The organism is Acinetobacter sp. YH12094 (assembly GCF_013419295.1).
Classification (GTDB): domain Bacteria; phylum Pseudomonadota; class Gammaproteobacteria; order Pseudomonadales; family Moraxellaceae; genus Acinetobacter; species Acinetobacter amyesii.
Genome location: NZ_VPAK01000018.1, coordinates 47,579 through 70,500, shown reverse-complemented (window position 1 = coordinate 70,500; position 22,922 = coordinate 47,579). Strand labels below are relative to the sequence as shown.

Sequence of the window (22,922 nt, the reverse complement as noted above, 5' to 3'; positions counted from 1 at the left end):
ATCCCTTCCCGAACTCAGAAGTGAAACCTCTTAGCGCTGATGGTAGTGTGGGGTTACCCATGTGAGAGTAAGTCATCGCCAGCTCATTATTCGAAACACCCCCTGATATGTCAGGGGGTGTTTTTTTTATGCGGGAGGGAAAGGTAAATAAGAAGAAAAGCAGAAGAATAGAATAGGAAAATGAATAAGTTAAAGTGACGAATAAATGAAGATTTCTGAATCAAATATAAAGTTAATAGTCTTCAATATTTCTATAAAGTTTATTGATCCGCTGAAATAATTGATTGCGTTGCAGCTTTAAGCATATATAAGACTTGGCCTAATAAAATGTCCTTATCAGTCAATGCCACAATAATCATGGGGTGATTTTGCGCAGCAACAGATGTGAGTATTGCTTTTCCATTTTCTGCATCTAACGTTATATTCTGACAACCGACCAAATGAATTTCTTTGATAAATGCTGACACCATTGCAAGGATAGAGCTGCTAACCGCAGCTAACTTGCTATTGTTATATTGCCCACGTTTGTAAACACTCGTTAGCTCAAATCCATCTGTTGAACACACCATGATGAAATGAACGCCTCGTGCATTGTTAATAATATTATTTATTTGTTCACGGGCATGTTCTATTAACTCATTCGAAGCGGTGCGTTTTGTGACATTAAACATGTTTTGCTCCTTATGCAGTGATATAGTGATTTACTTCAATTGAGGTAATTAAAGCTTCAAGTAGCAGTAAAACGTCAGATTTTTTGCGACAGTCAATAAAGAATAGGGGCGAATATAAGTCCTGACTAATCAGCCAATCTTTGTAGATAGCAGTATTCGTTGAACTTGTGATTTCGTCTGTATGGGTAATTCCAATGGCTATGTTATCTGTATAGTTTTGGAAGGTTTCTAAGTAGCTTTCGAGTTCACTTAAGGGGTCATTAACATTATGATCAATCAAAATAATTGTACCGATTGCGCCTTGACAAATCACAGGCCAAATAAAATCAAAACGACTTTGTCCAGGGGTACCATATAAACCTATTTTTAAACCATCTTCTAAGGTCACTTCTCCGTAGTCGATACCTACTGTGGTTTCAAGTTTTTGATGGCTGGTTTGATCTGTATTAAACGCCTCGGTCAGTAAAACTGGGATATCAGAAAGTGAACGGATCGCTTCAGTTTTTCCAGCACCCATAGAACCAGCAAAGACAATTTTATATTGCTGAAGAATCATGTTTGATGTCCTATTCTAAAATCCAAATTTACGCCGTAATTTACGAAAGAAGTTTTGTACAAAGTTCTTTTCTTCTGTTGGTTCATGCGTTTCAGGTGGCGTGTAATGTTTATCCCAAAGATTTATTTTTTTAATATTCAGTGATGCCATATTCGCAGCAATGAACTGCCGAACGGTGCTGAGGGGTATATCATATTGTTCTGCAATGGTTGATATCTTTGCACCCTGGATAAAACATGCAGAAAGTTGAAAAATTTGTTTATGAGATAAATGTTCAGCAGGTTTTGGCCAGCTTAAAATTCGAAAATGACCATCTTCAGGAACTGTTTGGTAAAAATTCGGAGTTTGCCAAAATAGATTCCATATCCAGTCTTGAAGGATGACGGGGTGCTTTCGACTTACATGGGTCATATCTTCAATTGATGCGAAATCATATTTAAAACTAGCATCTGTGTGTTGAAGTTGACGCTCGAGGTTGAGCCAAGCTATATTTTGCGCGGTATCGATTACCGCTATTGTGCCTAGATCATCATATAGGTGTAATTTTTGATGATTATCTTCTGCATACATTTTTTTGAAGTAATCATCCTCCAAATTAAAATCGCTAAAGCTCTGGATTTGAACATGTTGAGCATGCTCAATGGATTCGTTAAGGTTATTATGGCTGACGAGATGTTTATCAATCCATTGATTGAGCTCTTGATTGTCATCCACGGGTAGGAACAGCGTATTATTTCTGACGCGCCCTGATTGTTGGTTGTCTTTCGAGATCTTGAGCCACGGTAAAGCGCGGCGTGTTAATATTTGTTGAATTCCTTCGGTGTCAAAAAAACGCTCATGAATAAATAGGCAATCGAGATTCACATCAGATGCACTTTTCCATTGGATATTAAAGTGCTGTGGAAAAATTGCGTAAAGCTGATGTTTGAGTTGATCTGAATCATGAATACTTAATCCAGCAATGCCGATATTGATATATTGCTTATTCATGGTGTTCCTCGACTAATTTTATTCAAATCTGTAAAACATTTTGGGAATAAAAAACCCTCTTATTGGCATAAGAGGGTTGGGTGAAATTAAGCAAAATCTAAATTTTTTTCATAAGTTTTTAATTCGTGTCGAGCCATGGCTAGGTTTGCTTTGGCACGATCAAGTACTAAATATAAGAATACGGATTCATTATTTTCCAGTGGACGAATCAAGTGATACTGCTTTCCTAAGGTAATTAAAATATCGACAATGTGATCATCTAAATTGAGTGACTGAGCAACACGTCTTTTGGAGCGAACCACTTCAGTATTTCCAGCAGCTGCTAATTCTAAATCAATATCTCCACCGCCTTGTGTCGCCATAGCTAGGCCACTTTCACCGTCTACCAGTGCCGCTGCATGAAAACCGTCGATTGTTGTGAGTGATTCTAATGAAACTTTAGCCATTTTTATGCCCCTCTTTTAGGTTATACATGATTATTATTTGTAGATATTTAGGTAATTAAACTAGCGTTTTTAACTACATAATTTAATTATAGGAAGCGTATGGGGCTTTGCAATAAAATTAATTTTTTGCTTTAAAAGGATAATATTTTCTAAATATAGCGTTAAGTTTTAGGATTTAAAAAATGTGATTTAATTTGCTATATATATTTTTTTATGTGTTTTCGGACTTTATTTTTGATATAAAATTTACCAAAAATTCAAATGTAATATTTTGTAAATGGTGTGACAAAACTCAATTTTTGCAGAATAAAGCTGAGTGATTTACATAAAGAAAACAAAAAGTGATCTAAAGGCGTGTAATTTAGAATATTCGATTTAAAAAAACCTGCTTAAGAAGCAGGTCATTGTTTTAGACAAATGAAGCCACTTAAGAAAAAATATTACAAGCTGCAGATGCCAGAATCCATAAAATCACCACTGCAACGATAGGCTCTACAATTTTTGACCAAGTTGGCACTTGTACTTCAGTTGTCACATCTTCTTGAGTATGTTGTTGATTAACCATTTGATTGAACTCCTTCATTGATGCTTCTAATGATATCTCTTCTTGCAGATTTGGTTTAGAACCAAGAAGCTCTGTTAGGTTGTTTGTTGACCAAACCCAATCATCCGCTTGACCAGAAAGGTGTTCAATTTGTCCATTGAGTAATTCTCGAATGCTTTGTGGTGAGTGTGAGCCGGTATCATGAAGTTGCTTTAATTCATTTAATTGTAAATGAAAAATTTCAGTTGTTAGGTGTTCAAGTTCAGAGCGTTCTAATATTGATGCATTCGATGGATTGGTGGTCAGATGGCGTGAAACTTCTTGAATATAGAGTTCATCAGGATGAGTAATTTCTTGATAAACCTTTTGAGCATTATTGCGGAGCTGATGAATCAATTCACCTAAAGTTAATGCATTAATTTCACGTATATGTTGACGTTTTTCTTCACGATTTAAATGACTTAAAAGCATAGGCTTTTGAGATTCTATTTGTTCGACAAAATATTGTACTAAATCAAAAGCCATTATTCGCTTCCTTATTCTTTAATCGAGCAACCTTAAACCTGGTTTTTTCTTCGGCTGCTCTTGTTGTTCTTGGTTGTTTGATTTTAAAGCATTTTGATCATTCTGAATACCTTCATATTCTTGAGGATCGAAGAACATGCCTTGACCATTTTCACGTGCATAGATACCTAGAACAGCAGAAAAGGGGATATAGAGGTTTTGCGAAACTCCACCAAAGCGTGCAGAGAAAGTAATCGTCTCATTGCTCATATGCAGCGCATGAGTTGCATGGGGTGCAATATTCAGGACAATTTGGCCATCTTGGATATATTGAACTGGCACCATCGTACCATTCTGTGTCGCATCGACAAGTAGGTACGGTGTAAGTTGATTGTCACAAATCCATTCATAAAGTGCCCGTGTTAAGTATGGACGCGTTGGAGTGAGTTGTAGTTCTTGTTCAGACATAATGCTTACTCGAATATTAATGGGAAATTAATTTTTTGCTAAAAGCTCGCTATAGCGATTTTTTTCCTGCAATGTCATCGATTTGATAAATGCAGGACGGCTAAAGATGCGTTGGCAATAGAGAAATATAGGGCGGCATTGCTGTTTGGGAAGCTCAATCCCCATGGCTTTTAGGCGCAGAAATACAGGTGCGAGCATACAGTCTAACATGCTAAATTGTTCAGACATAAAATAAGGATAATGCTGAAACAAGGGGGTTAGTGAAATGAGTGTATCACGTAATTGTTTTTGTGCTTTTTGCTTGGCTTTTTCATCGAGGGTATCGGGATGGCGAAGCATAATATCGGCAAGTCTTAACCAATCTTGTTCGAAGCGCCATACATATTGACGTTGCTCTGCACGAGGCATGGGTGCATCTGCATACAGTTTATTTTGACGATATCGGTCATCCAAATATTCGGCAATAATACTGCTGTTATAGAGTTTTAGGCCATTTTCAATCATCATCGGAAGTTGATTGTAGGGATTTAAACTCGCAAGATCTTCGTCTTCATCATCAGCAATAATTAAATTATGTTTGATTTGCTTCTCTGCAAGTACATAGCGTATCCAGTGTGAGCGAAAGTCATCCGCATGACTGTAAAGCGTAATCCCTTGGAGAGGTGCATTTTCGACTGACATAATCCGAGACGATGAGAAATGAATAAGATAGGATACTAAAATTAGACAGTAAAATCACGGAGACTTTAGCAATATCAATGCAACTACAGTGAAAATTACAGTTTTGTTTTATTTGATTTTATCTGATAGCTTTTCATGTCATATATTTACCTGATCGTCACCGCATGATGACCATTGCACTTGTACAAAAATTATTATTTTTAGCTGCTGTTATTTTTATGGGCATTGGCTTTTATACGGCACTCGCTGGAGGTTATGCCTCTGATTATGGAGCAGGGGATGATAGTCCTGAACAAAAAAGCAAAATGACCATTTGTACAATTACACTAACACTGTCGGTTATATGCTTTATTGCGAGTTTGAGTCTCTTTGTTTATCGGATCGTTATTCTATTTGTATCATCTTCATAAAAATTAAGACATAAAAAAACCTTGGCATAAGCCAAGGTTTTTTGTCAGATTCGGTAAACAAATTAACGTTTAGAGAATTGAGGACGTTTACGAGCTTTACGTAAACCAAGTTTCTTACGTTCAACTTCACGAGCATCACGAGTAACGAAACCAGCTTGACGAAGAGCAGGTTTAAGAGTTTCGTCAGAAGCGATCAATGCACGAGTAATACCGTGACGGATAGCGCCTGCTTGACCACCGATACCACCACCAGCAACAGTGATGTAAAGGTCATATTTCTCAGTAGCTTCTAAAAGCTCAAGTGGTTGGTTAACAACCATACGAGCAGTTTCACGACCGAAATATTGTTCTAAAGAACGGTTGTTGATTACGAGTTTACCAGTACCAGCTGATAGGAAAACACGTGCAGTTGCGGTCTTACGGCGACCTGTACCATAGTTAGTAGCCATGTGCTGTATCCCTTAGATGTCCAAAACTTGTGGCTGTTGAGCAGTATGTGGATGCTCAGTACCAGCGTACACTTTCATTTTCTTGATCATTGCATAACCAAGAGGACCTTTTGGCAACATGCCTTTTACAGCACGTTCGAAGATTTCTTCTGGTTTGTGAGCAACTAATTTTTCGAAATTAGTTTCACGAATACCACCAGGGAAACCAGTGTGGCGATAATATTTCTTATCAAGTGATTTTTTACCAGTCACTTGAACTTGCTCAGCATTGATAACAACGATGTAGTCGCCAGTGTCAACGTGAGGAGTATAAGAAGTTTTGTGCTTACCGCGTAAACGACGAGCGATTTCAGTCGCAAGGCGACCTAAAGTTTTGCCAGAAGCATCAACAACGTACCAGTCGTGTTGAACTTCAGCTGGCTTAGCGCTGAGAGTTTTCATTAAACCACTACCTATTATAGTTGGTTTGGACTATGGAAGCTGTCCAAACAAAAGGAGACGCGATTCTATACGAATACGTGAAGAATCACAAATGAAAATATAAAATTTCAAGCGCTGTATTATAGTATATTTCTTCAGCAATAAACAGCAGATAATCCAGAAATTATAAAAAAAGCGGATGAAAGTAAATCATGTCGAATTCTAATCTGTTAAAAAACACATCTGAACCCTCATTTTGGTGGCAATGGTTGCAATTAATGGGCTTATGTAGCGCCTTGGTTTTAAGCCCAACTTTTTTGTATTTGGTGTATTTGCACGGGGCGGATGGTGCGATCATCGTTTTGTTAATGATGCTCACTTTATTTTTCCTTAGTTATTTATTGGTTTATCTGTTGATTGGATTATTGCTTCTGGGTGGTATGTCTTTTTGGCTGATAACGAAGTACCCGCAACATGTGTCAGCCGTTCAGCGCGGCATTGTAATTCTTATTGCATTGATTTGGATCATTGGCATTTCAGGTTTTGCTTTCGATTTCATTCCATACAATGTCGCACAACGCGCTTATTTTTGAGTTTTAGTCCGATATTTTTAATCAATAAAATTAGGTCTGTCATGTGCATCACACAGTATAATAATGCTATTGCACACACAGGATAGACCCATGCTGCCTTTATATATCACGAGCGGTGAACCCGCAGGTATCGGACCTGATATTTGTTTGAGCTTAGCCAATCGAATAGATGAAAGGCCACTTGTGGTTCTTATTGATAAAGATTTGCTGCTCAAGCGTGCTCAACAGTTAAAGCTCGAAGTTGAACTGATTGACTATGTTGGGCAGGAGGGTTCGGCAGCTCTAGGTCAGCTTTATGTGGAACATGTACCTGTAACTACACCTGTTATTGCAGGTCAGTTAGATGTGCACAATGCAGCCTATGTGTTGGAACAATTACGTCGTTCTGCAGATTATGCGATGTCTGGCAAAAGTGTAGGTGTTGCAACTGCACCTGTGCAAAAGTCGATTATTAATGATGCCGGTATCCATTTCAGCGGACATACGGAGTTTTATCAAGAATTTGCAGGCGTTGATCGTGTCGTGATGATGCTTGCGACCAAAACGCTCCGTGTCGCATTGGCAACTACACATTTACCGCTTCGTGATGTAGCCGATGCCATTACTCAAGAACGTTTGCATCAAGTCATTGATATTGTAATTCATGATTTAAAAACCAAATTTAAAAAAGATCATCCGCATATTTTAGTCTGCGGTTTAAATCCGCATGCGGGTGAAGATGGCTATTTGGGCATGGAGGAGATTGAAGTGATCAATCCGGTGCTAGAGCATTATCGCGCTCAAGGGGTGAATATGAGCCTGAGCTTACCTGCTGATACCTTATTTACCCCTGAAAATTTAAAAGATGCCGATGCGGTTTTGGCGATGTATCACGATCAGGGCTTACCTGTGTTAAAGTCGCAGGGCTTTGGCGAAGCCATCAATATCACTTTGGGCTTACCGTTTATTCGGACTTCAGTGGATCACGGCACAGCACTGTCACTGGCTGGAACTGGTCTTGCTAAAAGTTCGAGTTTACAGGTGGCGGTTGATTTGGCTTTAGAATTAGCACGTGCGAAAAATAACGAAACTTAATAATAAAGGTTTGAATTTTATATGAATAATAGTAAAAAATTATCAAAAATAAAACAGGAAAATAACAAGATGCTTAGGGCGAAATCGATCATTCGCCCATTTTTTGGGATTGCGTTAGCGTTGATGCTGTCAGCATGCTCAACGCTCGCTACAGATCATCATTCTTGTGAATTAAAAGTATTATCGCTGCAAATTCCAAAACAGACGGAAGGATTTATACGTTTTGCATCACCGGCTGCCGTGGATGGCTTTAAACATAATCAGCAAAAATTTAATCAAGCGCTGACCGCGGTGCATAAAAAATATGCGAATCGTGGCGGTGCTGATAAAATGCTTCAAGATGGACAGGCAATCAATGCTAATATTGATCTGCTTGTACAGCATCAAAATAGCCTGAGTGCGCTATACGAATATCAACTTCTTGTAAGTGAAACCATTCCAGGTATTCAAGCTGAATATAACATTCTGGCTGATATGATGGCTAGAGCAAACAATTCAGCTATTCAAGCAATGATTGCCAAAAATCAAGTCTATATTGCGGGACGAATGTTGAGTTCTTTGCTGAAGTTAACTGATGTGAATTCTATTCATCCAGACGATTTAGATGACTTTTTAGCAGATTTTGAAACTTTCAATAATTTTTTGAAGGCTCAACTGAATGGTAATCCCGAACTCGGTGTAGAGCGCGTAAACAATGCTGAAATGCGTGAAAGTTTGCTCTCCATTCAGGCTGAAACTGAAGAAATGATGAAATCTGAAACAATGGCTTTGTTGAAACAAAGAGAGCCATTGCTCAGTGTAATTAAAGCGGCTCGGGATAATATGACCAAGTCCGAAGAAATTTTTGCTCGCTTGAGTGAATTTGAATCAAGTCAGTAATCGTTGTAATAAACCTATGCGGAGAATTTTATGTATCAAATTAATGCCCTAAACCCAAAAGATGAAGGGCATCACACGCGTAAGCGGTTTGGACAGAATTTCTTACATGATCAACGTGTTATTGCTAAAATTGTACGTTCGGTAAATCCGCGTACTGGTGACAATATTGTCGAAATTGGTCCCGGTCTTGCTGCGCTTACATCGCCTTTAATTGGTGAATGTGATGCTCTAACTGTGGTTGAGCTGGACCGTGACTTAGCTGCAGGTTTGCCGGGCCGTGTGCCGCATCCTGAGCGCTTGACCATTGTTGAAACCGACGCGCTGAAATATGACTTTACCGAGCTGTTTGCCGAAGGCCGTCCTCTGCGCGTGGTTGGCAACTTGCCGTATAACATCTCGACTCCGCTGCTGTTTCATCTCTTGGAGTTTGGCGACAAAGTCAAAGACATGCACTTCATGCTGCAAAAAGAAGTCGTGGACCGTATTACCGCTTCACCGAATACTAAAGAATACGGCCGTTTATCGGTGATGATCCAATACTTCTGTAAACCGACGTTTTTATTTGAAGTGCCGCCGGGTTCGTTTAATCCGCCGCCAAAAGTCACCTCTGCGGTATTCCGTTTAGAGCCTTATGCCGTTAAACCGATTGTGGCGAAAAATGAAAAAGCGCTTGCGCGTTTGGTTTCACATGTCTTTACTCAACGCCGCAAGACCTTGCGTAACAGCTTAAAAGGCATGTTGGTTGAAGATGGTTTTGAAAATGCAGGGGTTGATCCAATGGCGCGTCCTGAAACCCTAACACTTGCAGAATTTGTCGCATTAGCAGATCAAATGGTGGCTTAATAATTATGACTCGCAATATTCGCTATAACTATGTCATTGGTGATGTTCAAGGCTGTTTTGAAGCATTAAAAGCTTTACTGAAAGAGATCAAGTTTGATGCAGACCAAGATTTTATATGGTTTGCCGGTGATCTCGTCGCACGGGGTGAAAACTCGGTAGGCGCTTTGCGGTTCATCAAAAAATTAGTGGATAGTGAAGTTGCGGCGACGGTACTGGGCAATCATGATCTGACTTTGCTGGCATGCGCTCGTGGTATTAAGGATATCAATCCTAAAGACAATATCGATGATGTGATTCACGCTTTAGAAAGTGATGATTTGATCGATTGGTTGCGCAAGCAGCCGCTGTGTCTATTTCCGAATGAGCAAACCATTTTGACCCATGCAGGCATTCCTTTGAATTGGACTGCGCAGCAAACCGCAGACTTGGCAAAAGAGGTGGAAGCGGTGATTGGTCATGACGACTTTGATGTGGTTGATGCGTTTCTTCAAGTGATGTACGGTAAAGAGCCGAACCTATGGACGGATGATTTGTCTGGTCATGCGCGCTTACGCTGTATTACCAACTATTTGACCCGCATGCGCTTAACCGATGCAGAAGGCCGTTTAGAGTTTAGTTTTAAAGATTCACTCGATGACCCTATGCCGAAGGGTTTTAAGCCATGGTTTGAGTTTGAGTCACAAGCAGCTCAGACCCATCAAATTCTTTTTGGTCATTGGGCTGCTTTACAAGGAAAAAGCATTTCAGCAAAAATCCAAAATGTGGATGGCGGATGTGTCTGGGGCAATCAGTTGATGGCCTATCGTTTAGAAGATCAGCACATGTTTGCTGTCGATAATCCTGTAATGTAAGTATTTAAAAATAAAAAAGCCGCATTGATGCGGCTTTTTATTGGTGTGAGGATTAGTCTAAACGAATCCAAGTTTGATTACGACCTAAGACTGAAACGCCAATACTTGCACGGATCGAAATACGTTTTCCTGTGCTGTTTAAGCGCACTTTAGCATCATAAACTTTGCCAGAAAGAGGGTCGATAATACGACCTTTTTCATAATTATTTGTATTATTAATTTGCTTTAAACCTTTAACAATTTCCATGCCGAGAATCGGTTGGTTGGTATAAGGTGCAGGGCACTTATTGCAGTTTTTTTGCGGTGTATAGCCCGGGCGTGGCGTAATTTTAATAATTTTACCGGTATAGGTATTATTGGGTTCTTTGTGAATCGAAATAATCGCTTTGGCCGCTCCTGTTTTATCGTCAATTTGTTGCCACGTGCCAGCAATGTCATTTGCAAATGCACCATTCATCAATCCGAATGTGCAAAGGCTGAATAATATTTTTTTAAACATAATCGCTTTTCCCCTAGAAGCGTGATTTATGAGCACGTATGTTAGAAAGTTTACGAGAATAGTCAACTTTATTTTTAAAATAATTTGAATATCTTAGGCATAAAAAAACCGCCATGTTGGCGGTTTTTATAACACTGAGCTTATTCTTGGCGAATCCAAGTTTGACTACGACCGAGTGCTGAAACACCCATATAGCCACGCAGCGTGAGACGTTTTCCGCTGGCATTTAAGCGAACTTTTGTGTCGTAAATTTTGCCAGAAAGTGGGTCAATAATACGGCCTTTGTCGTAATTATTGGTCCCTTCAACATGTTTTAAACCAGTTAACACATCAAGGCCTAAAATCGGTTTGTTTTTATAAGGTGCAGGGCAGTTTACACAGGTGTCACGTGGCGTATAGCCCGGACGCGGCGTCACTTTGATGATTTTACCCACGAATGTGCCATTACTTTCTTTACGGATTTCAATAATGGCTTTTTGTGAACCAGTTTTATCATCAATTTGTTGCCAAGTCCCTGAAAGGTCTTGAGCAAAAGCTGAACCACTCATTACAGCAGCTAAGAATAAGAGGCTCACTTTTAATTTTTTCATCAGATATTCCCTGTAGGTGGTTCACCTATATCAAATCAATTTACTGAATAAATTTAAAATTTATTCAACGCGAATCCATGTCTGTGTACGACCAATCGCGGAAATCCCCAGATATCCACGTAAATGTAAGCGCTTACCATTGGCAGAAATTTTGCCTTTTAAGCTGTAAATTTTGCCTGCTAAAGGATCAATAATTTTTCCTTGAGAGTAGGTATTTTCACTTTCAAGTTTCAGCCCCTTAAATACATCCATCCCTAAAATAGGCTGGTTGGTATAAGGTGCAGGGCAATTCACACATTTTTCCTTTGGTGTATAACCCGGACGTGGCGTCACTTTGACAATTTTGCCGGTATAGGTGTCTTTGGCATCTTTTCGAATTTCGATCAGTGCTTTAGGCGAACCGGTTTTATCGTCAATTTGTTGCCAAGTCCCTGTAAGATCTTGAGCATAGAGTGCAGAGCTTGTTAATACAGCACCGAATAATGCAGCCCATTTCAAACTTTTTTCCATCATATTAATAATCCTTTATCAATACACTTTGTGAGGGTTTATTGATCATACTAGGTAATATCTGAACTTAGAGCAACTACTCTAAGCATAAATATTTACATTTTATTCGGGAAAGTTGACATGTTGCACAAAAGTGCCTTTACCAAAAATGTAACATCCACAGCACATCGTTCAATGTGTTGTGGTGTACCCTAGAATTTATATTAAGTTTATTTTTTATACAAAACAATCATTTAAAAGTGATTGCTCAGTCACATATTTTGTAGATAGAGTATGAAAGTTGGCAACCAGATTGCTGTGAATACTGCATTTACCGCCATGCCAAATGCCGCATAGCGCCCAGCAATGCTGCCGCGTTGCCAAGCTTGAGCTGTGCCAATCGCATGTGCAGCAAGTCCTAAGGCGAGTCCTGATGCACGTTCATCATGAATATTTTTGAGTATGATGGGGGAAAATGCTGCGCCAATCACCCCTGATAAAATCACAATCAAAATCACCAAAGGAATCGGGGAATGCAGCAGCGTCGCAATGTTGATGGCAATTGGGGTGGTCACTGCCCGTGTAGCAAAAGCCATAATGGTTGGATCTGACAAATGCAGCAAATAAGCCAGCCCCATAGGGAGGGCAACGGCACTGATACTGGCAAAGACTAAAATCCCGCCCACGGCTTTTAAAGGCAAGTCATCGTAGCGCATCGCTGCTAAAGGAATGGCCAAGGCCACTGTGACATAGCCGAGTAAGTTATTGAACAGTGGATTGACCTGTGCCATATAACTTTCATAGGAAATGCCAAAAAGATAGAGCATACCAATGACGAAAAACATCCCAATCACAATCACGGGGATTTGCGGTAATTTTTTATTAATAGGTTTTGCGACAAGATAGGCGATCAGGGTAATGATGAATCCAGAGATGATTGAAAGCATGTTGATTCTCCTTATAGCCATTTCTTAGACATTTTTGCGTAGACCCACAGCGGTATGAGGGTGCTGACAAAGAGAACAATCAAAAACATTGGAATTTCATCACCTAAATGCATCATCATCAGCAATGAGCCTGCACTAATGGGTAAGAAGGCAAAGGCACTTTCTTTCATGATTTTATTATTGGTATCGACCAAACTGGCTGGAATTTTGTTGAATTTTCTCCAAAATGAAAGCACGATCAAGAGGGCAATCAAACCGACTAGATTGCCTAATTCTGGGTGATTGAATTGCTTCATGACCCAGACCGCGCCTTCACGGAAAATAATAATTAATGCAATAGTGCCTATCCAGGCTTTCCAGTCGATGCGCTTGATCCAGTCCATTTTTGTCTTTCGTTAAAATTATACTAATCAAGTTTTAACCGATTTAGTCTTTAATTTCAAATTCTTCAAGTGGACGTTGAAATTGTTGCGCACGCGTTCCCAATATTTCATCAATGGGTAAATGCGCCTGTTTAATCAGTTGTTCTAACTTATGCGGGGCAATGATGACATGCAAAATTAAGTTGCCTTGTTCATCATAACTTTCATTTTGGATCACATTGAGCGCATACAGTTGTGTTCTTAATTTGCCATAAGCCGGTTTTAGACGGACTTCAAAGCTTTGAATCTGTCCCATTAAGCATTCTTGAACCGCTTGGCGTAATAAGGGAAGACCTTTACCACTATGTGCTGAGACATAAACACGTTCCGGCTGATGTGGCTTGCCATAGATGATTTTAGGATCTTCACCACTGACATCAATTTTGTTATAAACGCGCAGAATCGGAACATCGACACCAATTTCTTTCAGTACTTTTTCGACAGCCTCGATTTGTTCCATCATGTCCGGACTGCTGGAGTCAATGACATGTAACAATAAGGTCGCCTCCAACGTTTCTTCTAAGGTGGCTTTAAACGACTCGACCAGTGAGTGCGATAAATTACGCACAAAACCTACAGTATCTGCGAGAACTAAGTTGCCGATACCATCCCAATGTAGACGGCGTAAAGTTGGGTCAAGTGTCGCAAACAGTTGGTCTGCTGCATAGACATCACTTTTTGCTAAATTATTAAATAAGGTCGATTTACCAGCATTGGTATAACCCACCAATGACACGGTTGGAACAGCAGCTTTTTGACGTGCCACACGACCTTGCATACGTGTTTGGCGGACTTTCTCAAGTTTCGCTTTGAGTTGTCCCATACGGAGCTTGAGTAGACGACGGTCAGTTTCCAGCAGAGTTTCACCCGGTCCACGTAGGCCGATCCCACCTTTTTGGCTATCGAGATCGCCACGACTACGAATCAGTCGTGAAGCCATATGTTGTAATTGGGCCAATTCAACTTGCAATTTACCTTCATAGGTACGTGCGCGTTGGGCAAAAATATCTAAAATTAATTCTGTGCGATCGACCACACGACAACGCATGATGCGTTCAAGATTACGTGCTTGGGCAGGGGTGAGGGCATGGTCAAAGATGACCAATTCGGCTTCATGCTCTGCAACCACGTCTGCAATTTCTTCAGCCTTCCCTGAGCCGATAAATAATTTGGCATCCGGCTTAATACGCTGAGCATGCACATGTTGCAGAATATTGGCACCTGCAGATTGAGCTAGTAAGTGGAATTCTTCGGCATCAAGGTCTGCGAGCATTTGTACTGCCACGCTGACTAAAATTACGCGTTCACCGCTCGCTTGATGTTGATTTAAATTTTCCACTCAGCACACACTCCTGTTTAAAGATTCATTTTAGGCGAAAATGCAGTGCGAGGGTTAATCTAAGTGAGGGATTAATGACTAAGTTACTGTATGACCTGTTGTTCAATTAGAGAGAGCTGCGAAAGCTCAGCGCCAATAAAAAAAGCACACTCATATATATCAATGAAAAACCAGCAATGGCTTTTAAAGCTTGCCATGAAGAAATAGGGGGATTGTCCGAATGTGAGTGATTCATAATTCATAACCTTAAAAACCGATATAAAAATGATATTTGATTTTTAAAAACGATTAAAATGGGAAAATATTATCTTCGACTTCGGTTTTTATGATCAATGCAAAAAAACTGTCTTCGGTATATGATGATGAAAATTTACGCCAAATTGTGGCACCGTGTCCTTTTAGTGAACCGTTTATGAATCAACCTCAAATCGTCAATACACCGCAAATTAATGTGTTTTCAAAATTTTATTTGTATTGTAAAAAAGTCGGTGCAGCAGCTGTTGCCGTGACGCAGGGTTTTTATTTGGTTTATCGTCATCAATTGTATAAAGACCCGAATAACCCGCAAAATACCCGCTATGTGCAGTATTTTTGTCGCAAGTTATGCAAAGTATTTAATCTTGAAGTCAAAGTGCATGGCGAAATTCCACGTCAACCAGCCCTTTGGGTAAGTAATCATATTTCATGGTTAGATGTGGCAGTTTTGGGTTCTGGCGCACGTGTTTTCTTTTTGGCGAAAGCTGAGATTGAAAAATGGCCAGTGCTGGGTAATTTGGCGAAAGGCGGTGGCACCTTATTTATTAAGCGTGGCTCTGGCGACTCGATTAAAATTAAAGAACAAATTACGGGCTTCTTAAAACAAGATACGCCGGTACTCTTTTTCCCAGAAGCCACCACTTCAGATGGCAGCAAAATTAAAAAAATTCATGGTCGTATTTTAGGTGCGGCAATTGAAGCCGAACGTCCAGTCCAAATTTGCTTAATTTGCTATGTGAATCAGGACGGTGAACTCGATAATATTGCGCCCTATGTCGGAGACATTAGCTTTGATCGACATGTCAAAAATGTCTTAGAAATGCCGAAAGTCACAGCGCATCTGATGACATTGCCCGCAATTGATTCGGCAGGTCATACTGTTGACAGTCTGACACAAGAAGTGCAGCAAAAAATGAATCAAGGATTGGCAGAACTTCAAGCCAAAGTCCTTAAAGCACCAGTTCCAGTTGAAGCTTAATGAATTAATGATTCAGGCTGCAAGGGGATGCCTTTGCAGCATAATCCTTACATAAAGCCTTCGAGCGGCAACCAAGAGATAAATTTCACCCCTGCTTTTTGCCACCACTTGATTTTCGGTTCACGTGGATAAATACGCGTTTGACCATTTGACAGCTTAATTTTCCAATTGATCTGTTGGTCTGCATTGAGCACTAACTTATAGGCATATTTACTCAAATTTTCATCCATGGTGTAGTGGACTGCTTTGGCTAAGCGTGGGCTATTCAGTAATACCCCAATTTCAGTATTTAAATATGCTGAGCGAGGGTCAAAGTTAAATGAGCCGATAAAGACTTGTTTTTCATCAATTGCCATCAGTTTGGCATGTAAGCTCGAACGGCTTAAGCCCTTCAGACTGACTTTAGCTTTTTCAGCGAGCTCTTTGGTATTGGTATTGAGATTTTCTGCATCAGGTCTAGACAGAAACTCATAGAGTTGAACATCGTGTTCCAAGAGGTCTTGGCGATATTTACTATAAAAAGCATGAACCAATGGCACGTCATTGGCCTGGAATGAGTTAGTCAAAACTCTGACTTTCACGCCATCGGCACTAAGGTTTTTTAGGCGTTCAGCCCCTTTTTTTTCTGGGACAAAGTAGGCTGAAACGATATCGACACTTTGTTCAGGTTTATCTAAACGGTTGAGCAGCTGAAAGTTGAGATGCTCTTCTTTTTTAGCCTTAGATTTGATTTTGCTTGGGGAATCTTTGACCACTTCGGCTTTAACCCAGTCAAATTGGATTTTATTGTTGAGCCAGTCATCAAAGGCATGTGAACGGTTGGCTAAATCCAAATAATTGACCACAGTGGCTTCTTGGTTATAGTCATCGAGTTGTTGTTTGAGACTGTCAAAGCGCAAGCTATAGTGGCGTGGATTGACCAATTGGCGTACTGGAAAGGCATAGTCATCATTCCAATATTCGTCAAAAGAATGGATGATTTCATCGGATGCCGCACCGACCAACATGACGTCGACATCGGAAAATTGATAATTATCACTGACGTTATAGTATTGGTTACTCATATTGCGGCCACCAATCAATGCGATTTGATTGTCTGCAATAAAGCTTTTGTTGTGCATACGGCGGTTGATGCGTTTTAGATCCAGCACCATATCGACAGGGCGGAAATGTCGGAAGCGGTACGGGTTATACAGTTTGACATCAATATTGGCATGTTGGTCGAGTGCCATATAAATGCCTTCCATTTTTTTGGCATTGTTGTCATCGACCAATAAACGAATTTTCACCCCACGATCAGCAGCTTTGATCATGGCATGTAGGGCCAAAGCACCAATTTTGTCGTTATCCCAAATATAGTATTGTAGATCTAAACTTTTTTCGGCCTTATTGATCAGCTCGATTCGAGCTGCTAAGGCTTCTAATGGGTCATATAGAACATGGTAACCAGTTAAGTTAGGATTTTGTTCCCGTAGCGGCAACACAATTTTCGCAAGGCTAGTATCGTCTGTCGGGGTATTAAAAGCATATTCCACAGGTTGAGTTTGCTGTTTAGGCAAGGTACTACATGCAGATAAAGTCAAAACAAGGCTACAACTCAGCAAAACCGCCTTAGTGTGGTTGTGTATGAAGGGCAAATTTTGCTGTTTCGGTGTAGCTGAGTTCATACTGTTAGACATACTAAAAAATTTGATTTGAGTATAAGTGTCAGCTGTGAAAAGATAAATATAGTGACCGAGTTTTCTCGTTAGGCAAATTGTAGAGCAAATGTATGTGGGAATTAGATTCCGTAGTGATGTATTTTTATATCGGGTTGGCTGTGCTGGGCGTTTGGGCAATATCCCAAGCTTGGTTAAGTCAGTCGCGTACGGAAACGATTCATCCGTTTAAAGCCTTCGTACATTTGTTGGCATTCTATCTTTCGTATTTACTTATCCCTTTATTCTTCTTTAGCTTTTATGCAGGCTGGAGTGGCTATTATTCACTACATGAAGCGATTTTTGTCGGTGCTGTTACGGGGCTATTGTGCTATGCCCGATTTATCGAGCCGCACATGATTCAGGTGAAAAAATGTCAATATCAATTGCATGAAACACGACAGTTATTAAAGCCTGTACGCATTGCTTTAATTGGTGATTTACACATTGGTTTATTTTCGGGCCATGAACGTCAGTTAAAAATGATCGTCGATAAAATCAATGCACAAAATCCTGATTTGGTCGTGGTTGCAGGGGATTGGACTTACGAGCCAGAAAATAAGTTAGCTGAAGAGCTGGCCGTACTAAAAAAAATTATTGCTCCGATTTATTCGGTGAATGGTAATCATGATGAGCAATATCCCGGTCCGCCTATTCAAGAGTTGTTAAAGCATGCATTAGAAAGTAATCATGTGGTGGATATCGAAGGGCAGGTGGTTGAGTTTAATGAGTTTCGCTTATTAGGCGTTGGGGACTTATGGGCTGGTAAAGCCGATATGCGCTATTTGCCAGAATTGCCACAGGATAAGCCTTGGATCATTTTGTCGCACAATCCAGATACCGTCGATATGGTACCTAAACTGCCAGGACGACCATTGATGTTGTCGGGTCATACACATGGTGGACAAGTGGAATTGCCATGGTTGACCGATTATGTAATGAAAAAAGTGTCGATTTTAGGCCATAAAAAAGGGCTATATCAGCATGACAATGCAGATGTCTTTGTCACTGTCGGTACGGGCATGGTTGGTGTACCTTTCCGTTTTCTTGTGCCACCGACCATTGATATTATCGAGTTGGTTTAATCAAAATCTACCGTTCATTATCACTAACCGTTTGGTGACTGTTCCTCTTGATGAAGAGCTACAAACCTTGTTTTGTTAATAAAATTGAATCGTGCCATGAAACATTTGTAGTTTGAAGTTGAGTGAATGACCGTGTCTTGGAACAGATGATGTGTATTGCCACTCAGTGGGATCTAAGCTGCATGCATGAATTTAATAATTTAAAATGATGTCAACAAGAGAGTAGCTAATCAGGTCATTGACTCAATTTGAGACATAAAAAAGCCAGCAATAGGTGCTGGCTTTTTTATTATGTGCAGATTAAACCTGATTATTCACATCATCATTTTTAGTTTCGCGAATCATTAAGAACGCGATCAATGAAAGGATTGATGCCGCAGTTAGGTAGTAACCTACTGCATATAAACCATAGCCAGTTGCAAGTTTAGTTGCGATCAATGGCGCGAAAGATGCACCAAAAATACCAGCCATGTTAAAGGTTAAAGCTGAACCGGTGTAACGTACAGACGTTGGGAAGATTTCAGACAATACCGTACCAATTGGACCATAGGTTAAACCCATGATCGCAAGACCGATACATAGGAATAAGAACACCATCGCAGTACTGCCAGACTCAAGCATGCTTGAGAAGACTAAGCCAAACAATGCAGATACAACACATACCGCAATCGAAGTCGTTTTACGACCAAATTTTTCAGCAAATACAGCAGAAAGTGGAATGAAGGCAGCGAAACAAAGTGTGGCAACCAGTTGAAGTTTTAAAAATTCTTCACGTGTGTAACCAAGCTGGGTTGTACCCCATTGTAAAGCGAATACTGTGGTTAAGTAGAACACAACGAATGTACAAATCGCGGCAATCGTACCGAGAATTAACATCCCCCAGTGCTTAGTGATCACTTCTTTGAACGGAATATTTACTTCTTTTTGCTTATCCAAAACTTTTTGGAACGCTGGTGTTTCATGTAATTTTAAACGAATCCACAGACCGACAATAACCAATAGCGCACTTGCAATGAATGGAATACGCCAACCCCATTGCATAAACTCAGCTTCAGACATGAAGTGACCTAAGGTCAAGAATGAGCCTGTTGCAAGAATAAAGCCGATTGGCGCACCTAATTGAGGGAACATACCATACCAAGCACGTTTGCCTTCTGGCGCATTTTCAGTTGCAAGTAGCACGGCACCTGACCATTCACCACCTAAACCCAGACCTTGACCTAAGCGACAAAGTGCAAGCATGAGCGGAGCAGCGATACCAATTTGAGCATAGGTTGGAAGCAAGCCGATACATACTGTAGAAATCCCCATGGTGAGGAGAGCGGCAACTAATGTGGCTTTACGACCGATACGGTCACCTAAATGGCCAAAGAATGTTGCACCAATCGGGCGAGCAATAAAGGCAATCGCAAACGTTGCTAAAGATTGAATTGTTGCGGTTGTTGGATCTGTACTTGCAGGGAAGAACAGATGCGGGAAGATAATTACAGCCGCAGTTGCATAGATGTAGAAATCGAAGAATTCGATTGTGGTACCTACAAGACTTGCTGTAAGTACGCGGAATTTTGAATTTGTTGGTTGCTGTTCAGTGGCAGCAGCACTTGAAGACGCCATGGTGGACCTTACACTTACTAAAAATAATTGAACTTAGTTTTAAAAGCGTAATCTTTTTAAAAAAGGCGTAATTTCTTAAAAAAATACGAAATACCAACTTACGGACTGCGGAATTAGGGTCACTAAAGAATGCAGTGTCAGTGGGTTATATCACGTAGAGATAAATCGACAGGAAATGTGATCCTGCACCTATCAATACAAAAATATGCCAGATAGCGTGTGTATATCTTACCTTTTTTAAGGTATAAAACAATGCACCGATTGTATAAGATAGCCCGCCAATGATCAGGTAGGTTAAAGCTTGATCAGATAAAAAGCGTTGCATATCATCCATTACCAGTACTGCAAGCCATCCCATCACCAAATAGGCAATCAACGAAATCTTTTGAAAACGATGAATGAAAATTAATTTGAATAGTGTTCCAATTGCAGCAATGACCCACAGTGCAATGAGTAAATAATGCGCTTTTGCGGTAGGCAATGCGATTGCCAGAAACGGGGTATAAGTACCTGCAATTAAATAATAGATTGCGGTATGGTCGAGTTTTTTGTACCAACCACGGCGCTCAGGAGACTCTGCGAAGTGATATAGACTCGAGGCTGAAAACAATAACAGCATACTGAATGCATACACCCAAAGTGCAAGCCATTGTCCAGTTGGAAGATATGATCCTTTTAAAATCAGTAGGATACCTGCGATGGACGACAACGCTGCACCGAAAGCATGGGTATAGAAATTCAGTCTTTCTTCAGCTTGGTCATAAGCTAAAAGATGGGGAGGATTCATAACGTATCTTTTATAATAATTTAAATATACACATGTATAGTAATTCAATTTTGCTTTTGGTGTAAGAAGATTTAAAATTGTTTTGCAAATTTATCTAGGTTTATATTATGTCATCATTGGCTTCTCCCTCTACGCAAGAGCAGCAATTTTTAGCGGCCTTTCAGCAAGCCATTGAAACACAGCGTTTTGATCGCATGATCTTGAGTCAGTATAAAGGTGAATTAGACCAATTAGAAAAAATGACCTTACGAGTCATTTCGCTGCAAGGTGAGTCATTTCTCAGTTGTTTATATCGTTATAAAACCCAAGACATCACCAAAAACTATCCAATGGCAGCTGCATATCAACAAGTCGAAAGTTTATTGAGTTGTTGTAAGCAAGCCAACCTGATGACTTTAGATGAAGAAATTCAGCTTAAGAAAAATAAAAAGAAAGCCATGCTAAGCATCAGCAAAAAGCAGCCAGCCTTAGGGAAAAATCCTATGGAGCAGCAAGGACATGATCGAGCGAAACATCGCTATGTCGATCAAAACAGTTATTTCTTACAGCCACTCGGTATTACGGATGCAAAAGCACAAATTATTCCGAGCATGGCACGTAAACGGATGCAAAAGCACAAATTATTCCGAGCATGGCACGTAAATGGAAACAAATTAATAAATTTGTAGAAATTTTTTCAGGTGCTTTAAGCCAGATCAAAGAAACCGATCAATCTCTAAATGTCGTGGATTTTGGTTCAGGTAAAGGCTATCTGACTTTTGCATTATATGATTATTTAGCAAAACACCAGCAAGTGCCTAAAGTGACTGGGGTTGAGCTGAATCCAAAAATGGTGGAATTTTGCCAAAGCGTTGCTCAGCAGTCGAATTTCAGCCAACTGGATTTTTTCCAAGGCGATGTTCGTACGTATGCGCCTGAGCGCTTAGATGTCATGATTGCGCTGCACGCCTGTGATGTGGCAACGGACTTTGCGATACATACCGGTATTCGATTAAATGCGCAAATGATCATGTGTGCGCCGTGTTGTCATAAAGAACTGCGTCCTCAATTGAAAGCGCCGCAAGTACTTGCGCCGATGTTGCAATTTGGTATTCATGCAGGCCAGCAAGCAGAGATGCTTACTGACACGATTCGTGCACTTTTATTGAAAGCATATGGTTATGAAACCAAAGTCTTTGAATTTGTGGCACTTGAACATACTAGTAAAAATAAAATGATCTTGGCAACCAAACGTGCAGACTATGTCGAACCTGATCAAGCGGTATTGGCGCAGATCCAAGCTTTAAAAGACATGTATGGCATTCAAAAGCATTCGTTAGAATTATTGTTGAATGATCAATGGGACCAGCAAGATATTGGCTGTAAATGCTAAAGGATGAAGGGATGCAGCAGTTAAATATTCAATTTGGTCCGTGGGAGCAACTGGCATCTGCAGCTCGGCCGATACGTGAACAGGTCTTTATTTTAGAACAGCAGATATCGCCCGAAGATGAATGGGATGCAGAAGATGCGATTTCACTGCATTTTATTGTTCATGATGGGATGAAAGCTATTGCAACTGCACGTTTGTTGAAAAATAACAGTATAGGTCGTGTTGCTGTTTTAAAGGCTCATCGCGGTCAGGGTATTGGTAAAATCTTGATGCAAGCCATCATTCAACAAGCGAAATTAGAGCAACGTGAATATTTAAAACTATCATCACAAGTGCACGCCATAGCGTTTTATGCAGCTTTGGGTTTTGTTGTTGAAGGTGATGAATATTTAGATTGTGGTATTCCGCATCAAGATATGTACATGGCTTTGGCTTAAATACGTAAAATTGGACATCTATAAATAAAAA

General features: G+C 40.1%; 27 protein-coding genes, 1 rRNA gene and 1 pseudogene. 11 read left to right on the top strand and 18 right to left on the bottom strand.

The annotated features are described in order from the left end of the window. A 5S ribosomal RNA gene (rrf, locus tag FTU34_RS13255) occupies positions 1-84 on the top strand; the annotation flags it as partial. 176 nt (positions 85-260) lie between these two features. Here rrf and FTU34_RS13250 read toward each other — a convergent pair. From FTU34_RS13250 to FTU34_RS13220, 7 genes are all read right to left on the bottom strand, one after another. Then, on the bottom strand, positions 261-671 hold the full coding sequence (locus FTU34_RS13250; RefSeq protein ID WP_180035898.1) for a roadblock/LC7 domain-containing protein: 411 nt from the start codon (positions 669-671) through the stop codon (positions 261-263). A gap of 10 nt (positions 672-681) precedes the next feature. Next, on the bottom strand, positions 682-1,227 hold the full coding sequence (locus FTU34_RS13245) for an ATP/GTP-binding protein (RefSeq protein ID WP_078194282.1): 546 nt from the start codon (positions 1,225-1,227) through the stop codon (positions 682-684). Positions 1,228-1,242: 15 nt separating this feature from the next. Continuing rightward, the gene (locus FTU34_RS13240) at positions 1,243-2,217 is read right to left on the bottom strand and encodes a hypothetical protein (protein ID WP_180035897.1); all 975 of its coding nucleotides are present in this window, start codon (positions 2,215-2,217) and stop codon (positions 1,243-1,245) included. An 86-nt stretch (positions 2,218-2,303) separates the two neighbouring features. Beyond that, positions 2,304-2,663, bottom strand: coding sequence for a roadblock/LC7 domain-containing protein (locus tag FTU34_RS13235; protein ID WP_180022868.1), 360 nt, complete (start codon positions 2,661-2,663; stop codon positions 2,304-2,306). 427 nt (positions 2,664-3,090) lie between these two features. Further along, positions 3,091-3,732, bottom strand: coding sequence for a hypothetical protein (locus FTU34_RS13230; protein ID WP_180035896.1), 642 nt, complete (start codon positions 3,730-3,732; stop codon positions 3,091-3,093). An 18-nt stretch (positions 3,733-3,750) separates the two neighbouring features. Then, positions 3,751-4,179 carry a ClpXP protease specificity-enhancing factor gene (locus FTU34_RS13225; protein ID WP_180035895.1) on the bottom strand — a complete coding sequence of 143 codons (429 nt, stop codon included), beginning with the start codon at positions 4,177-4,179 and terminating at the stop codon, positions 3,751-3,753. A gap of 27 nt (positions 4,180-4,206) precedes the next feature. Beyond that, a complete protein-coding gene (locus FTU34_RS13220; protein WP_111884994.1) occupies positions 4,207-4,860 on the bottom strand; it encodes a glutathione S-transferase N-terminal domain-containing protein in 654 nt (217 codons plus the stop codon). Positions 4,861-5,024: 164 nt separating this feature from the next. On the opposite strand from FTU34_RS13220, the gene FTU34_RS13215 reads away from it, so the two are divergent. Continuing rightward, on the top strand, positions 5,025-5,270 hold the full coding sequence (locus FTU34_RS13215) for a hypothetical protein (protein WP_180035894.1): 246 nt from the start codon (positions 5,025-5,027) through the stop codon (positions 5,268-5,270). A gap of 62 nt (positions 5,271-5,332) precedes the next feature. On the opposite strand, the gene rpsI is transcribed toward FTU34_RS13215, so the two are convergent. Both rpsI and rplM read right to left on the bottom strand, forming a co-directional pair. Continuing rightward, the gene (gene rpsI, locus FTU34_RS13210; protein WP_078190115.1) at positions 5,333-5,719 is read right to left on the bottom strand and encodes a 30S ribosomal protein S9; all 387 of its coding nucleotides are present in this window, start codon (positions 5,717-5,719) and stop codon (positions 5,333-5,335) included. 12 nt (positions 5,720-5,731) lie between these two features. After that, entirely contained in the window at positions 5,732-6,160 is a 429-nt protein-coding gene (gene rplM, locus FTU34_RS13205; RefSeq protein ID WP_004722943.1) for a 50S ribosomal protein L13, read from the bottom strand. A gap of 191 nt (positions 6,161-6,351) precedes the next feature. Between rplM and FTU34_RS13200 the strand changes: the two genes are divergently transcribed. The 5 genes from FTU34_RS13200 (at position 6,352) to FTU34_RS13180 (ending at position 10,379) form a co-directional block, all read left to right on the top strand. After that, positions 6,352-6,732 (top strand): hypothetical protein, encoded by a 381-nt coding sequence (locus tag FTU34_RS13200; protein WP_180035893.1) that lies wholly within the window; start codon positions 6,352-6,354, stop codon positions 6,730-6,732. Positions 6,733-6,822: 90 nt separating this feature from the next. Next, on the top strand, positions 6,823-7,806 hold the full coding sequence (gene pdxA / locus FTU34_RS13195; protein ID WP_180035892.1) for a 4-hydroxythreonine-4-phosphate dehydrogenase PdxA: 984 nt from the start codon (positions 6,823-6,825) through the stop codon (positions 7,804-7,806). Between the two features lie 21 nt (positions 7,807-7,827). Beyond that, positions 7,828-8,685 carry a pilus assembly protein PilJ gene (locus FTU34_RS13190; RefSeq protein WP_180035891.1) on the top strand — a complete coding sequence of 286 codons (858 nt, stop codon included), beginning with the start codon at positions 7,828-7,830 and terminating at the stop codon, positions 8,683-8,685. Between the two features lie 30 nt (positions 8,686-8,715). After that, positions 8,716-9,528 carry a 16S rRNA (adenine(1518)-N(6)/adenine(1519)-N(6))-dimethyltransferase RsmA gene (rsmA, locus tag FTU34_RS13185; protein ID WP_180024991.1) on the top strand — a complete coding sequence of 271 codons (813 nt, stop codon included), beginning with the start codon at positions 8,716-8,718 and terminating at the stop codon, positions 9,526-9,528. A 5-nt stretch (positions 9,529-9,533) separates the two neighbouring features. Continuing rightward, entirely contained in the window at positions 9,534-10,379 is an 846-nt protein-coding gene (locus FTU34_RS13180; protein ID WP_078194272.1) for a symmetrical bis(5'-nucleosyl)-tetraphosphatase, read from the top strand. 52 nt (positions 10,380-10,431) lie between these two features. On the opposite strand, the gene FTU34_RS13175 is transcribed toward FTU34_RS13180, so the two are convergent. The 6 genes from FTU34_RS13175 to hflX all read right to left on the bottom strand — a co-directional run bounded on the left by FTU34_RS13175 (position 10,432) and on the right by hflX (position 14,665). Next, positions 10,432-10,878, bottom strand: coding sequence for a DUF2147 domain-containing protein (locus tag FTU34_RS13175; protein ID WP_180035890.1), 447 nt, complete (start codon positions 10,876-10,878; stop codon positions 10,432-10,434). Positions 10,879-11,018: 140 nt separating this feature from the next. Beyond that, on the bottom strand, positions 11,019-11,468 hold the full coding sequence (locus FTU34_RS13170; protein ID WP_078190108.1) for a DUF2147 domain-containing protein: 450 nt from the start codon (positions 11,466-11,468) through the stop codon (positions 11,019-11,021). Between the two features lie 60 nt (positions 11,469-11,528). Beyond that, positions 11,529-11,981, bottom strand: coding sequence for a DUF2147 domain-containing protein (locus FTU34_RS13165; protein ID WP_180035889.1), 453 nt, complete (start codon positions 11,979-11,981; stop codon positions 11,529-11,531). Between the two features lie 248 nt (positions 11,982-12,229). Beyond that, on the bottom strand, positions 12,230-12,904 hold the full coding sequence (locus tag FTU34_RS13160; RefSeq protein WP_078190106.1) for an LrgB family protein: 675 nt from the start codon (positions 12,902-12,904) through the stop codon (positions 12,230-12,232). Between the two features lie 11 nt (positions 12,905-12,915). After that, positions 12,916-13,287, bottom strand: coding sequence for a hypothetical protein (locus FTU34_RS13155; protein WP_078194269.1), 372 nt, complete (start codon positions 13,285-13,287; stop codon positions 12,916-12,918). Between the two features lie 43 nt (positions 13,288-13,330). Next, the gene (gene hflX / locus FTU34_RS13150; RefSeq protein ID WP_180035888.1) at positions 13,331-14,665 is read right to left on the bottom strand and encodes a ribosome rescue GTPase HflX; all 1,335 of its coding nucleotides are present in this window, start codon (positions 14,663-14,665) and stop codon (positions 13,331-13,333) included. Between the two features lie 412 nt (positions 14,666-15,077). On the opposite strand from hflX, the gene FTU34_RS13145 reads away from it, so the two are divergent. Continuing rightward, positions 15,078-15,899, top strand: a complete 822-nt coding sequence (locus FTU34_RS13145; RefSeq protein WP_180026730.1) for a 1-acyl-sn-glycerol-3-phosphate acyltransferase — start codon at positions 15,078-15,080, stop codon at positions 15,897-15,899. 47 nt (positions 15,900-15,946) lie between these two features. Here FTU34_RS13145 and FTU34_RS13140 read toward each other — a convergent pair whose 3' ends face one another. Then, entirely contained in the window at positions 15,947-17,566 is a 1,620-nt protein-coding gene (locus FTU34_RS13140) for a phospholipase D family protein (RefSeq protein WP_257223821.1), read from the bottom strand. Positions 17,567-17,670: 104 nt separating this feature from the next. Here FTU34_RS13140 and FTU34_RS13135 point away from each other — a divergent pair, with 104 nt between their 5' ends. Beyond that, the gene (locus tag FTU34_RS13135; RefSeq protein ID WP_078190102.1) at positions 17,671-18,681 is read left to right on the top strand and encodes a metallophosphoesterase; all 1,011 of its coding nucleotides are present in this window, start codon (positions 17,671-17,673) and stop codon (positions 18,679-18,681) included. A 300-nt stretch (positions 18,682-18,981) separates the two neighbouring features. Here the strand turns inward: FTU34_RS13135 and FTU34_RS13130 are convergent, their stop codons facing one another. Next, positions 18,982-20,295, bottom strand: coding sequence for an MFS transporter (locus FTU34_RS13130; RefSeq protein WP_078194265.1), 1,314 nt, complete (start codon positions 20,293-20,295; stop codon positions 18,982-18,984). Between the two features lie 145 nt (positions 20,296-20,440). Further along, the gene (locus FTU34_RS13125; protein ID WP_180035886.1) at positions 20,441-21,082 is read right to left on the bottom strand and encodes a hemolysin III family protein; all 642 of its coding nucleotides are present in this window, start codon (positions 21,080-21,082) and stop codon (positions 20,441-20,443) included. Between the two features lie 107 nt (positions 21,083-21,189). Between FTU34_RS13125 and FTU34_RS13120 the strand changes: the two are divergent. Together FTU34_RS13120 and FTU34_RS13115 are read left to right on the top strand one after the other, a co-directional pair. Then, positions 21,190-22,454: pseudogene (locus FTU34_RS13120) on the top strand (SAM-dependent methyltransferase). An 11-nt stretch (positions 22,455-22,465) separates the two neighbouring features. After that, positions 22,466-22,891: a GNAT family N-acetyltransferase gene (locus FTU34_RS13115; RefSeq protein ID WP_257226291.1), complete on the top strand. Its 426-nt coding sequence runs from the start codon at positions 22,466-22,468 to the stop codon at positions 22,889-22,891. Positions 22,892-22,922 lie beyond the last annotated feature (31 nt).